Source organism: Nocardioides caeni (genome assembly GCF_004912195.1).
Taxonomy (GTDB): Bacteria; Actinomycetota; Actinomycetes; order Propionibacteriales; family Nocardioidaceae; genus Nocardioides; species Nocardioides caeni.
This window is the reverse complement of the sequence record NZ_STGW01000009.1, coordinates 85,044-97,916: the sequence shown is the minus strand read 5'-3', so window position 1 is coordinate 97,916 and position 12,873 is coordinate 85,044. Positions and strand designations below refer to the sequence as shown.

The 12,873-nt window shown below is 72.5% G+C and carries 12 protein-coding genes; 10 read left to right on the top strand and 2 right to left on the bottom strand.

All coding sequences use genetic code 11. The features are described from left to right. The 10 genes from alr (at position 1) to E9934_RS13720 (ending at position 9,366) form a co-directional block, all read left to right on the top strand. The gene (gene alr / locus E9934_RS13765) at positions 1-1,167 is read left to right on the top strand and encodes an alanine racemase (RefSeq protein ID WP_136563469.1); all 1,167 of its coding nucleotides are present in this window, start codon (positions 1-3) and stop codon (positions 1,165-1,167) included. Next, positions 1,164-2,255: an alpha/beta fold hydrolase gene (locus E9934_RS13760; RefSeq protein ID WP_136563468.1), complete on the top strand. Its 1,092-nt coding sequence runs from the start codon at positions 1,164-1,166 to the stop codon at positions 2,253-2,255. Before alr ends, E9934_RS13760 begins: the two co-directional genes overlap by 4 nt. Then, entirely contained in the window at positions 2,252-3,205 is a 954-nt protein-coding gene (gene tsaE / locus E9934_RS13755) for a tRNA (adenosine(37)-N6)-threonylcarbamoyltransferase complex ATPase subunit type 1 TsaE (protein ID WP_136563467.1), read from the top strand. The genes E9934_RS13760 and tsaE overlap by 4 nt, the downstream gene beginning before the upstream one ends. A 151-nt stretch (positions 3,206-3,356) precedes the next feature. Further along, positions 3,357-4,496, top strand: a complete 1,140-nt coding sequence (locus E9934_RS13750; protein ID WP_136563466.1) for a glycoside hydrolase family 16 protein — start codon at positions 3,357-3,359, stop codon at positions 4,494-4,496. Between the two features lie 21 nt (positions 4,497-4,517). Beyond that, positions 4,518-5,156: a tRNA (adenosine(37)-N6)-threonylcarbamoyltransferase complex dimerization subunit type 1 TsaB gene (tsaB, locus tag E9934_RS13745; RefSeq protein ID WP_136563465.1), complete on the top strand. Its 639-nt coding sequence runs from the start codon at positions 4,518-4,520 to the stop codon at positions 5,154-5,156. Then, complete coding sequence (locus E9934_RS13740; protein WP_136563464.1) at positions 5,153-5,608, top strand: GNAT family N-acetyltransferase; 456 nt, start codon at positions 5,153-5,155, stop codon at positions 5,606-5,608. The genes tsaB and E9934_RS13740 overlap by 4 nt, the downstream gene beginning before the upstream one ends. Further along, positions 5,601-6,668 (top strand): tRNA (adenosine(37)-N6)-threonylcarbamoyltransferase complex transferase subunit TsaD, encoded by a 1,068-nt coding sequence (gene tsaD, locus E9934_RS13735; protein ID WP_136563463.1) that lies wholly within the window; start codon positions 5,601-5,603, stop codon positions 6,666-6,668. Before E9934_RS13740 ends, tsaD begins: the two co-directional genes overlap by 8 nt. Before the next feature lie 60 nt (positions 6,669-6,728). After that, complete coding sequence (locus E9934_RS13730; protein WP_136563462.1) at positions 6,729-7,841, top strand: S-(hydroxymethyl)mycothiol dehydrogenase; 1,113 nt, start codon at positions 6,729-6,731, stop codon at positions 7,839-7,841. Beyond that, positions 7,841-8,458 (top strand): MBL fold metallo-hydrolase, encoded by a 618-nt coding sequence (locus tag E9934_RS13725; RefSeq protein WP_136563461.1) that lies wholly within the window; start codon positions 7,841-7,843, stop codon positions 8,456-8,458. Before E9934_RS13730 ends, E9934_RS13725 begins: the two co-directional genes overlap by 1 nt. A 35-nt stretch (positions 8,459-8,493) precedes the next feature. After that, positions 8,494-9,366 (top strand): oxygenase MpaB family protein, encoded by an 873-nt coding sequence (locus E9934_RS13720; protein ID WP_136563460.1) that lies wholly within the window; start codon positions 8,494-8,496, stop codon positions 9,364-9,366. Between the two features lie 10 nt (positions 9,367-9,376). Here the strand turns inward: E9934_RS13720 and E9934_RS13715 are convergent, their stop codons facing one another. Beyond that, positions 9,377-10,552 carry a class I SAM-dependent methyltransferase gene (locus tag E9934_RS13715; protein WP_136563459.1) on the bottom strand — a complete coding sequence of 392 codons (1,176 nt, stop codon included), beginning with the start codon at positions 10,550-10,552 and terminating at the stop codon, positions 9,377-9,379. Between the two features lie 25 nt (positions 10,553-10,577). After that, positions 10,578-12,746, bottom strand: coding sequence for an MMPL family transporter (locus tag E9934_RS13710; RefSeq protein WP_238694953.1), 2,169 nt, complete (start codon positions 12,744-12,746; stop codon positions 10,578-10,580). Positions 12,747-12,873 lie beyond the last annotated feature (127 nt).

Below are 12,873 nucleotides of genomic sequence, written 5' to 3'. Positions count from 1 at the left end.
ATGACCTCCCCGCTCGGCCCGGCCGAGATCGTCGTCGACCTGGCGGCGGTCCGGGCCAACGCGCGGCTGCTGCGGGAGACGGCGGGGGTGCCGCTGATCGCGGTCGTGAAGGCCGATGCCTACGGCCACGGGATGGTCGAGTGCGCGCGTGCGGCACGCGAGGGCGGCGCCGAGTGGCTGGCGACGGCGACGGTCGAGGAGGCGCTGCGACTGCGGGAGGCCGGTGACGAGGGGCCGCTGCTGTGCTGGATCACCGCACCCGGCGCGCCCCATGCGGCGGCCGCCGACGCAGGGATCCAGGTGTCGGCCTATGACGTCGCCGAGCTCGACGCGATGGCCGTGGCGTTCGTCGACCGGGCCGAGCCCGCCGACATCCAGCTCAAGGTCGACACCGGCCTGTCCCGCGGCGGTGCGCCACGGTCGATGTGGGACGAGTTCTTCGTTCGCGCCCGCGCGGGTGAGCTGGAGGGACGCTGGCGGGTCCGCGGCATCTGGTCCCACCTGGCCTGTGCCGACGAGCCGGACCATCCGGCCAACGACGCGCAGGAAGCCGCCTTCAGGGACGCGCTCGACCTCGCCGCGACCCACGGCCTGCGGCCCGACCTGCGCCACCTCGCCAACTCTGCGGCCACGATCCTGCGTCCGTCCGCCCGCTTCGACGCGGTCCGCTGCGGCATCGCCCTCTATGGCCTGGACCCGGCGCCGGGGGAGGCGACCGACATCGGGCTCGTCCCGGCGATGACCGTCCGCGCCCCCCTGGCGATGGTCAAGATGCTCGCCGCGGGCGACGGCGTGTCCTACGGCCACCGCTGGGTCGCCGACCGCGCCACGACCGTGGGCCTCGTGCCGGTGGGCTACGCCGAGGGCATCCCGCGCGCCGCCTCCCGGCCCGGTGCCGGTGACGCCGCCGCCCATGTCATGGTGGCCGGCAAGCAGCGTCCGCTGCGCGGCACCGTGAGCATGGACCAGGTCATGGTCGACCTCGGCGGCGACGAGCCGTCGACCGGCAGCGAGGTCGTCCTGTTCGGCCGGCCGGCCGACGGCGTACCCACCGCCCAGGACTGGGCCGAGGCGTGCGGCACCATCAACTACGAGATCGTGACGAGGATCGGGGGCCGCATGAGCCGCAGGTACGTCGACGGCCATGTCGCCGGGGGCACGGCGTGAGGGCCCGGGGCCGGATCCTCGGGGCGGCGGCCGGGGCACTCGGTCTCGCCGCTGCCGGCACCGCGGTCGGCGTCGTGCGCCAGCAGCGGGCCATCAGCCGTCGCGCGGGCGCCGACATCCCGTTCGGGTCGCTGCGCTCGACGCCGCAGACCGTCGTCGCCGAGGACGGTCTGGCGCTCCACGTCGAGGTCGACGAGGTCGCCCCCGCTGCCACGGGCGCCGTCGACCGCCTGCTGCGGCGCGGCGACGGCACGCCGCCGGTCACCGTGGTGTTCGTCCACGGGTTCTGCCTCAACCTCGACTGCTGGCACTTCCAGCGGGCCGCCTACCGCGGTCTCGTCCGCACGGTCTACTACGACCAGCGCTCGCACGGACGCTCCGGCAACTCAGACCGGGCCCACTCGACGATCGACCAGCTCGGCCGCGACCTTCGCGCGGTGCTCGACGCCGCCGTGCCCGAGGGCCCGGTCGTCCTCGTCGGCCACTCCATGGGCGGGATGTCGATCGTCGCGTTCGCCGAGCAGTTCCCCGAGCAGATCGGGACCCGCGTCGTCGGCGTCGGCCTCGTCTCGACCACCGCCGGTGGCCTCGACCCGGGCAAGATCCTGCTGCCGATGGTGCCCGCGCGGCTCAGCGGCGCCTTCACGAAGAGCGCGGTCCGCACGTTGCAGCGCGGACACCGGGGCATCGACGTGCTGCGGCGCACCGGACGCAGCATCGCCATGGTCGCCGCCGACCGGATCTCCTTCGGCGGCCCGGTCCCCAAGGGCTACGTCGAGTTCATGGACGAGATGCTGGCGGCCACGCCCTTCGAGGTCGTCGCGGAGTTCTTCCCGTCCTTCGGCGACCTCGACAAGTTCGACCACGTCGAGGCGTTCTCGTCGGTCCCCACCTCCATCATCTGCGGGACCGCCGACCGGCTCACCTCGATCGGTCACTCCCGCAAGCTGCACTCGCGGATCGAGGGCTCGCGACTCCTCGAGTGCGAGGGCGCCGGCCACATGGTCACGATGGAGCGTCACGACCTCGTCAACGCCGAGCTCGACCAGCTGATCACCGCGGCGAGCACGAGGGCCACGCATCGATGACCTCGTCGGACTGTCTGGAGATCCGCAGCGTCGGACCCGAGGCGGCGGCGGAGGTGCTGGCCGTCGTGCAGGCGGCCTTCGCGGCGCGCCCCGCGCTCGACCCGCCGGCCGACGCGCTCGCCGAGACCGAGGAGACGATCGGCGGCCTGCTGGCCTCGGCCGGCGGACTCCTCGCCACCGCTGACGGTCGCCCCGTCGGCGCCGTGATCCTCGATCCGGTCGGGACGGCGATCTATCTGCGCCGCTTCGGCGTCGACCCGACGGCACAGGGCCGCGGGATCGCCCGTCTGCTCGTCCGGGCCGGGCTCGCCGAGGCGAGCCGGCGGGGTTGTCGTCGCGTGGTGATCCTGGCGCGACCCGAGCTGCCCCGCACCACGGGCTTCTGGCGTGACATGGGCTTCGTCGAGACGGCCCGCCCGGCGCCGTACGTCGAGATGGCGCGGCCCGTCCCCGTCGTGCGCGACGTCCCGTCCGCCGACGCGATGCGCGAGCTCGGCGGGCGGGTCGCTCGCGTCGTCGCCGCCGGCGACGTGATCGTGCTGAGCGGGGAGCTGGGCGCTGGCAAGACAACGTTCACGCAGGGCCTGGGGGAGGGGCTCGGGGTCCGCGGCGGCGTCACGTCGCCGACCTTCGTCATCGCCCGGGTCCACCCCTCGCTCGTCGACGGACCGCCGCTCGTGCACGTCGATGCCTATCGTCTTGGCGGCCACGCCGAGCTCGACGACCTCGACCTCGACGCCGACCTCGCGGACGCCGTGACCGTCGTCGAGTGGGGCACCGGCCTCGCCGAGGGCCTGGCCGACGACAGGCTCGAGATCCGGATCGACCGGGCGACGGCGACCGTCGAGGTCGACGCCGAGGCCGATCCGCGCATCGTCGAGATCGACCCCGTCGGTCAGCGCTGGCTCGACGTCGACCTCGCCGCCGCCTTGCGGATCGACCTGGCCTGAACCTCCCGGGACCCGGTCCCGCGGACCCCCGTCCCGGTACTCGTGGGCCTCCGGTGCCATCAGGACCGTCCTCGAGCAGGTCCCCCCGACCCGTGCCGGATTCCTAACCTCGACCCAGGTCCAGGACAGGGATGTCGGGGGGTGGCGCAGGATGCGCGGAACGAAGTGGAGCGTGGCGCCGATGGTGGCGTCACTGGTGGCGATGCTCGTCGTCGTGGCGTCGTTGGCGGCGACGCCGGCCGGCGCGGAGCCGACCGCGCGGCGCGCGGCGAGCCCGGTGCTCGACCGACCCGCGCCGCGGTCGACCGGCGTGGTGTTCTCCGGACGCGCCCGGCCCCGGGCCGTCGTACGGCTGCAGGTGCGGGGCAACCGCTGGATCACGCTGCGCTCGACCCGTGCGGCCCGCAACGGCGCCTATCGGCTGGTGACCACCTATCCGAAGGCGGTGCGTGCCTACCGCGTCGTCTCGGGCGGGCGGTCCAGCGCCATCCGCCGGGTCGGGCCGAAGGCGCAGCCCGCCCCCGCACCGTCCGACGCCTGCGGCGTGCGGCCGAAGCGGGCAGACGGGAGCCACTACTCCTGCACGATGGTGGAGGAATTCGACGGCACGGAGCTGGACCCCACCCGCTGGGTCGCCAACAACGTCCTCGAGTACGGCGACATCTGCTTCCGCAACGATGCCCCGTCGGTCGAGGTGAGTGGCGGCACCCTGCAGCTGCGGGTCGCCCCGGCGACCGAGGAGCGCAACTGCCCGCTGCGGCCCGACGGCACGCGCGGGAAGTACGTGTCGGGATGGATCTCGACCTTCCAGCGCTGGAGCCAGCAGTACGGGCGCATCGAGTCGAGGATGAAGGTCCAGGACACCGACTTCCCCGGCCTGCACGAGGGCTTCTGGATGTGGCCCGACATCCGCTACGGCTCGGCGAGTGACTGGCCCAACACCGGCGAGATCGACATCGCCGAGACCTACTCCTCGCACCCGGACCTGATGATCCCCTTCCTGCACTACAGCGCGGACAGCGGGGGAGCGGTCAACGGACTCAACACGGCCTGGAACTGCACCGCCCGACGTGGGCAGTGGCACCGCTATGCCCTCGAGTGGACCGCGGACCGGCTGGAGTTCCAGGTCGACGGCAAGACCTGCCTGGTCAACACCGACGGGGCGGAGACCTTCCGCAAGAGGTTCACCGTCGCCTTCACCCAGCTGCTGGGCAACGGCGTCAACGCCTACGACGGGCGGGTCCCCCTGCCCGCGACGATGGAGGTCGACTGGGTCAAGGCGTGGCAGTGACGGGCCGGTAGCCTCGACGGCGTGCTGCTCGCCTTCGACACCGCCGCGCCGACCGTCACCGTCGCCCTCCACGACGGCACCGACGTGCTGGCTCAGGCGACCTCCGAGGCGGGGATGAAGCACGGCGAGCAGCTCGCGCCGCTCGTCCAGCGGGTCCTCGACGAGGCGTCGGCGACACCCGCCGACCTGACCGGCATCGCCGTCGGTGTCGGCCCCGGGCCCTTCACGGGGCTGCGCGTCGGCCTCGTCACGGCCCGCACCATGGCGCACGTCCTCGCCGTGCCGCTGCACGGCGTCTGCTCGCTGGACGCCCTCGCGCTGGAGGCCGTCGCGGCCGGGGAGGTCGAGGGGGCGTTCCACGTCGCCACCGCCGCCCGGCGCAAGGAGGTCTATCTCGCGTCCTACGACGCCACCGGGCGGCGCGTCTCCGGACCGCTCGTCGACCGGCCGGCCGTCCTGGCGACCACCGACCCCGTCGTCGGGGAGGGCGCGCGCCTCTATCCCGACGCGTTCCCCGACGGACGCGCGCCGCTGCGCCCCGACGCCGGCTGGCTCGCCCGCGGCGTGGTGACCGGCCGGGTCGAGGTGCTGCCCGCCGAGCCGCTCTATCTGCGCCGGCCCGACGCGCAGATCCCCGCCGCGCCCAAGGCGCTCTCGTGATCCGCGCCGCCGCGCCGGGCGACGTGGACCGGCTGGTCCGCCTCGAGAGCGACTGCCAGGGAGTCGACGCATGGTCGCCGCAGCTCGTGAGCGACGGCGTGACCGGTGCCCTGCCCACGATCGCCTGGCTCATCGACGAGGGGCGCGACGGCTACGCCGTGGCCTCCTACGTCGACGACGTGGTCGAGCTGCAGCGCATCGGCGTCGATCCCGGGCTGCGCCGCTCGGGCCTCGGCAGCCGGCTCCTCGAGGCCGTCGTCGACCGAGCGGAGGGAGCAGCGCGGGTGCTGCTGGAGGTGCGGGAGGACAACGCCGCCGCCCGCGCGTTCTATGCCGCGCACGACTTCGCCGAGGTGCACCGGCGTCCCCGCTACTACCGCGACGGCGCGACCGCGCTGGTGCTGCAACGTGACCTGCGAGACGAGCGGGACGGGAGTGACGACGGTGAGTGACGAGCCCCTGGTCCTCGGGATCGAGACCTCCTGCGACGAGACCGGCGTCGGCATCGTCCGGGGCACGACGCTGCTGGCCGATGCGGTCGCCAGCAGTGTCGAGGAGCATGCGCGGTTCGGTGGCGTCGTACCCGAGGTCGCGAGCCGGGCCCACCTCGAGGCGATGGTGCCCACCATCCAGCGGGCGTGCGACACGGCCGGGATCGCCCTGGCGGACGTCGACGCGATCGCGGTGACCCACGGCCCCGGTCTCGCCGGCGCGCTGCTGGTCGGCGTGGCCTCGGCGAAGGCGCTCGCCCTGTCGCTCGGCAGGCCGCTCTATGGCGTCAACCACCTCGCCTCGCACGTCGCGGTCGACCAGCTCGAGCACGGTCCGCTGCCGGAGCCGTGCCTGGCGCTGCTGGTCTCCGGCGGGCACTCGAGCCTGTTGCGGGTCACCGACATCACCGGCGGCGAGGGGCCGGGCCTCGGGGTCGACCCGATGGGCGCGACGATCGACGACGCGGCGGGGGAGGCCTTCGACAAGGTGGCCCGGCTGCTCGGCCTGCCCTTCCCGGGCGGTCCGCACATCGACCGGGTCGCCCGCGAGGGTGACCAGGTCGCGATCGACTTCCCGCGTGGCCTGAGCAGCCGCCGCGACCTCGAGCGCCACCGCTTCGACTTCTCCTTCTCCGGGCTCAAGACCGCGGTCGCCCGCTGGGTCGAGGCCCGCGAGCGCACGGGTGAGCCCGTTCCGGTCGCCGATGTCGCCGCGTCCTTCCAGGAGGCCGTCTGCGACGTACTCGTCCGCAAGGCGCTGGACGCCGCGAGCAGCGAGGGCATCGAGGACCTGATGATCGGTGGCGGGGTCGCCGCCAACTCCCGCCTGCGCGCCCTCGCCGAGGAGCGGGCCGCGAAGCTCGGGATCCGGGTCCGCGTCCCGCGCCCGGGCCTGTGCACCGACAACGGGGCGATGGTCGCCGCCCTCGGCGCGGAGATGGTGGCGCGCGGTCGGACTCCTTCCTCCCTCGACCTCCCCGCCGACTCCTCCCTGCCCGTCACCGACGTCCTCGCCCGCTGACCCCGAGCACCGCCCGCTAGGTTGGTGACCCCCCGAACAACTCGTCGTCCAGGAGGACTGATGCAGCAGGTCAAGGCCGTCGTCGCGATGGCCAAGGGAGCGCCCGTCGAGATCGTCACGATCAACGTGCCGGACCCGGGTCCGGGCGAGGCCGTGGTCAAGGTGCTGACCTGCGGGGTCTGCCACACGGACCTGCACTACCGCGAGGGCGGCATCAACGACGACTTCCCGTTCCTGCTGGGCCACGAGGCCGCGGGCGTGGTCGAGTCGGTCGGTCCCGACGTCACCGACGTGGCGCCCGGCGACTTCGTCGTCCTCAACTGGCGTGCGGTGTGCGGCGAGTGTCGGGCCTGCAAGCGCGGCGACCTGCACTACTGCTTCGCCACCCACAACGCCACGCAGAAGATGACGTTGGCCGAGGGTGATCTGGCCGGCACCGAGCTGAGCCCGGCGCTCGGCATCGGCGCCTTCGCGGAGAAGACCCTGGTCGCCGCCGGCCAGTGCACCAAGGTCGACCCCGACGCCCGCGCGGCTGCCGTCGGTCTGCTCGGCTGCGGCGTGATGGCGGGCATCGGCGCAGCAATCAACACCGGTGCGATCACGCGGGGTCGCAGCATCGCGGTCATCGGTTGCGGCGGTGTGGGCGTGGCGGCGATCGCGGGCGCCGCGCTGGCCGGTGCGAGCCCGGTCATCGCCGTCGACATCGACGCCAAGAAGCTCGCCAAGGCCAAGGAGATGGGTGCGACCCACACGGTCGACTCCTCCCAGGTCGACCCGGTCGAGGAGATCAAGCGGATCTGCGCGCAGACCTACGACGGCGCCGACGGCGCCGACGTCGTGGTGGAGGCGGTCGGTCGCCCGGAGACGTGGAAGCAGGCGTTCTATGCCCGCGACCTCGCCGGCACCGTGGTCCTGGTCGGCGTGCCGACCCCGGACATGAAGGTCCCCGACATCCCGCTGATCGACGTCTTCGGCCGCGGTGGTGCGCTGAAGTCCAGCTGGTACGGCGACTGCCTGCCCAGCCGCGACTTCCCGATGCTGGTCGACCTCTACCGCCAGGGCCGGCTCGACCTCGACGCCTTCGTCACCGAGGAGATCGGCCTGGGTGACATCGAGGCGGCGTTCGACAAGATGCACCACGGCGACGTACTCCGCTCGGTGGTCGTGATCTGATGGCCGGGCAGGTGCGGGTCGACCACGCCGTCTCGACCGGGACGTTCTCCCTCGACGGCGAGACCTTCGACGTCGACAACAACATCTGGGTGATCGGCGACGACGACGAGTGCGTCGTCATCGACGCCCCCCACTCCGTCGACGACATCCTCGCCGTCGTCGGTGAGCGCCGGGTCAAGGCGATCGTGTGCACCCACGCCCACGACGACCACGTCCGCGTCGCCCCGGCGCTGCGGGAGAAGGTCGTCGCGCCGATCCTGCTGCACCCCGACGACAGGCCGCTGTGGGAGCTCACCCACACCGACCACCTCTGGGATCTCGACCTCGCGGACGGACAGACCCTCGACGTCGGCGGGACGACGCTCACCGTGCTCCACACACCCGGCCACGCTCCCGGCGCGGTCTGCCTCTATGCATCCGAGCTGGGCCAGGTGTTCACCGGCGACACGCTCTTCTGCGGCGGACCCGGCGCGACGGGCCGCTCGTTCAGCGACCGGCCGACCCTCGAGGACTCGATCCGGGCCAAGCTGTTCGCGCTGCCCGACGACACGGTCGTGCACACCGGCCACGGCGACGACACCACTATCGGCGCCGAGGCGGCCGCGCTCGGCCGCTGAGCCGGCGTACCGTGGGCGAACCGAGAGGAGGCGGGATGACCGACGGCTACTTCCCCGAGGGATCGATGCTGCGGTTCGTGCAGTCGCATCGCGCCGTGGGCCAGACCTATGGGCAGCGGGCACTGATCATCGGTGCCACCCATCCGGTGCCCTACGTCGGCACGTCCCAGTCGACGCTGGCGAAGGAGCGCCCGTTCGAGCGGTTGGCGCGCACAGCGCTCGCGTTCGAGACCATCTACTTCGCGCCGCGGGCCGAGGCCGATCGCCTGCTGCGGGCGGTGCACTCCATGCACCACAAGGTGCGGGGCGAGCTCGACCGCGACGAGGGCGGGTTCGGCAAGGGGACGCCGTACGACGCCTTCGACCCCGAGCTGATGCTGTGGACCATGGCCATGCTGGCCGACTCCTCGCGGGTCGCGTTCGAGACGTTGGTCCGTCCGTTGACCGCGGGCGAGAAGGACGAGCTGTGGGCCGACTGGGTCCGGTTCGGGGAGCTGTTCGGCATGCCGCGCGAGGTCGCTCCCGCGTCGGCCGCCGACTTCGAGCAGTGGATGGCCGACTGGTACGCGTCGGGTCGCCTGCACCTCACCGACGAGGCCCGGGTCGTGGGCCGCGCCATTGCCACCGACATGCCGGTGCCGCGGCTGATGACGCCCGGCATCAAGGCGACCAACCTGGCCGTGATGGGGATGCTGCCCGGTCCGGTCCGTGAGCTGTTCGGCCTGCGCTGGACTCCCGCCCACCAGGCGGCGTGGCGGCTCGTGACCGCGGGGGTGCGGCTGTCCCAGCGGGTCGTGCCCGACCGGATCCGGATCGGCGACAACGGCGACCTGCACCGGCTGGTGATCCGCAGTGAGCAGGCGGTCGTGGCGCGGGGGCGCCGGACCATGGAGCTGCCCGCGGCGTGAGCCGCACCCGTCAGTGCGGTGCGACCAGCAGCGCGGTGCCCTCGCCGGCGACCCGGGTCAGCACGATGGTCGCCTCCGCGTCGCCCTGCAGTGCGAGCCGCTTGCGGAGCGCCTCGGGTGACACCTCCACGCCGCGCTTCTTGATCGTGAGGGTGCCGACGCCGCGCTCGCGCAACGCCGCCTTCAGCTGCTTCTCGCGATAGGGGAGCTCCTCGATGACGCGGTAGCCGCGGGCGAAGGGGGTGCGGAACTGCTCGTCCGAGGTCACATAGGCGATGTGCGGGTCGAGGAGTCCGCCGTGCAGGCCGGCGGCGACCGCGGTCACCAGGCCGGCGCGGATGACCGCACCGTCGGGCTCGTAGAGGTGTGCGCCGATCGCGCGGACACCGACGGCTCCGGCGCCGGGGTCGTCCTCGTCGGTCAGCGTCGCCAGGCCGCCGGCGCCGATCACTGTCGCGCGGCGGGCCACGGTGGCGGTCCGGCCTGACCAGAGCGCCGCCTCCTTCACCTCGCCGTCGTCGCTGACCCACTCGGCCTCGACCCCCGCCGGCACCAGCCCGTGGGGGATCCCCGGAGCGACCTTGACGCACGCGTCACGGGCCAGCACCTGCTCCACCCAGCTCCACGGGGGTGTCCAGTCCTCGACGCGGAAGCTGCGCCCGGCGCCCGAACGGCGGGCGGGGTCGGCATAGGCGAGGTCGAAGCCGGAGTGGTCGAGCGTGGTCGCGTCGGCCACCTGCACGGCTCCGGGAAGTCCGAGTGCGGCGAGGTTGGCCTCCGCGATCGCCACCCGCACGGGGTCGAGGTCGACGCCCGCGACCACGATCCCGGCCCGGGCGGCGGCGAGCAGGTCGCCCCCTATCCCGCAGCCGAGGTCGATCAGCGTGCCGGCGCCGAACGCCGCTGCCCGCCCGGCCCGGTGATCGGCCACGCGGCGACGGGTCGACTGCTCCAGTCCGTCGGGCGTGAAGTACATCCGCGCGGCGTCCGGGCCGAGCTTTGCCTCGCCCCGCGCCCGCAGCTCCACCTGGGTGAGTGTCGCGGCCGCCCGGTCGCCTGTCGTCGTACGACGGAGGGCGGAGCCGGCGGCCAGGGCGTCCGTGCCCGAGGCGACGAGCGTGGTCGCCTCCGCCAGCAGGGCCTGGCCGTCGTCGGTCAGCAGCCAGCGGAAGGTGTCGAGGTCCACGCCCCGATCCTGTCAGGCCACAGGATCAGTGGCCGACGCGCTCCTCGTGCTGGGCGGCGGTCTCGTCGGCGTGGCCCGGCCACCACGCGGCGTGCCCGAGCAGTGCCGTGAGGGCTGGCGTGAAGAACAGCGACATGACGAACGCGACGATGAGGATGCCGACCGCGAGCGCGAAGCCCATCGACACGATGAGCGTGTTGCCGCCGAGCATCAGCGCCGCGAATGTGCCGGCGAGGATGATGCCGGCCGCGCCGACGGTGGGCCCGGCGTGGGTCACCGCCTGCCGCGCGGCCTCGCGCGGGTCCTTGCCCTCGCGGGCCTCCTCGCGCAGGCGCGCGATCATCAAGATGTTGTAGTCGGTGCCGAGTGCGGTCACGAACAGGTAGATGTAGATCGGCAGCATGAAGATCAGGCCGGGTTCGCCACCGATGTGCTGGAAGGCGATGACGGTGGTGCCCAGGGTCGCGGCGAAGCCCAGGCCGACCGCCGCCATCAGGAACCAGGGCGCGACCAGGCTGCGCAGCAGCAGCGCCAGGATGACCATGATGACGATCGCGGCGACCGGGAAGACGACCTTGTAGTCGCGGGCCATCGCCGTCGACATGTCGGCGAAGATGCCGGGCGTGCCGCCGACGTAGGCCTCGGTGCCCTCGGGTGCTGCGTCGTGAGCAGCGTCGCGGATCGGGCCGCCGACGTTGGTCTGCGCCGCGTCGGAGGTCGGGTCGTCGTGCAGGGTCAGGAAGAACTGGTAGGCGCCGCCCTCCTCGGAAGGCACCGGGCCCGCGACCTGGTCGACGCCCTTGGCCTCGCCGAGGGCGGTGGCGAAGTCGGTCAGTTGGTCCTCGCTGACGTCGGCGCCCTCGGCGTCGAGGAGCACCGGGACGGGCTCCGCGGCACCGGCGGAGAAGTGCTCCTGGAAGGTCTCGAGCGCCTCGGTCGACTCCACTCCGTCGGGCAGGCTGGAGTTGAAGTCGAACGACGGGTTGAAGCCGAGGGCGAAGATCGCGAGCACGGCCATCGCTCCGCCGGACGCGAGAGCGGTCGCTCCGGGGCGACGCCCGACGAGGTTGCCGAGCTTGTTGAAGGTGCCGTGCTCGGGCTCGGTCTGCCAACTCTTGGACGGCCAGAACAGCTTCTTGCCGAGGAGGGACACGATCGCCGGGACCAGGGTCAGCGCGGCGATCAGGGTGATGAACACGGCGATCGCGAGCGCCGGGCCGATCGCCCGGAAGATGCTGAGGGAGCTGAGGATCAGCGCCATGAACGCGACGATCACGGCGCCGCCGGCGGAGGCGATCGCCTCACCGGCACGGTCGATGCTGTGCTCGACCGCGGCCTTGACCTCGGCGCCCTCGCGAAGGCGCTCGCGGTGCCGGAAGAGGAAGAAGAGGATGTAGTCGGTGCCGACGCCGTAGAGCACGACGATGAGGATCTGCTGGACCGATGCGTCGGCCTTGAGGTCGAAGATGTCGTTGGCCCAGGCGATCGCGCCCGTGGCGATGACCGAGACGACGCCAACCACCACCACGGGCAGCAGGCAGATGAGCACGCTGCGGAAGATGAGGGCGAGCAGGCCGACGATGAGGACGACCGTGGCGATGCCGACGATCTGCAGGGTCTTCTCGCTCGAGTCCTGCGAGTCCAGGCCCTGGGGGACCGAGCCCGTCGCGCGGATCTCCAGACCGGTGTCCTCGGTCAGCTTCTCCAGCTCGTCGCGCAGGTCCTCGGCGTCGTCGAAGGCCTGCGGGTCGAAGCCGCTGGCGCCGTCGGCGAGCGGGATGACCGCGAACATCACGGTCTCGTCCTCGGAGAGGTTGGGCTCGCCGGCCTCGTCGACGGCGTAGACCTGCTGCTGGAAGGTCTTCTTGCCCAGTTTCGGCGCCAGCTCCTCGCCGATCGTGGCGACCTGCGCCTGGTCGTCGGCGGTGGGCGCGTCGCCGTCCTCGCGCTCGATCACGAGGATCGCTCCGGGCGTGAAGGCGTCGGAGAACTTCTCCTCCTGCAGCTGCAGCGCCTGGATCGACTCGTAGTGGTCGGGCAGGAACTCCGAGTTGTCCTGGGTGGACTCCAGGGCGGGCGCCGTGGCGCTCACGATCACGGCGATGAGCACCCAAGCGGCGATCACATACCAGCGGAAACGGGTCACGAAGCGGCCGAGGGCACCGAACATGATCAGCACGCTAGTGGGTGCCACCGGCTCAGGGTCAACCGACTTTGGTAGGAGGCCGTGTCCCCCTCCTCTGGCACTCGATTGTGTTGAGTGCTAGTTTCGGTGCTGGCACTCTCGCATCGAGTGTGCCAACGCTGGCAGGCAGCCCCGC

What these genes read in the sequence shown, in the direction of transcription:
- E9934_RS13720 (WP_136563460.1), top strand. Translation starts at nt 8,494, where the DNA reads ATGACCGACGGCTACTTCCCCGAGGGATCGATGCTGCGGTTCGTGCAG.
- E9934_RS13750 (WP_136563466.1), top strand. Translation starts at nt 3,357, where the DNA reads ATGCGCGGAACGAAGTGGAGCGTGGCGCCGATGGTGGCGTCACTGGTG.
- E9934_RS13730 (WP_136563462.1), top strand. Translation starts at nt 6,729, where the DNA reads ATGCAGCAGGTCAAGGCCGTCGTCGCGATGGCCAAGGGAGCGCCCGTC.
- E9934_RS13725 (WP_136563461.1), top strand. Translation starts at nt 7,841, where the DNA reads ATGGCCGGGCAGGTGCGGGTCGACCACGCCGTCTCGACCGGGACGTTC.
- alr (WP_136563469.1), top strand. Translation starts at nt 1, where the DNA reads ATGACCTCCCCGCTCGGCCCGGCCGAGATCGTCGTCGACCTGGCGGCG.
- tsaE (WP_136563467.1), top strand. Translation starts at nt 2,252, where the DNA reads ATGACCTCGTCGGACTGTCTGGAGATCCGCAGCGTCGGACCCGAGGCG.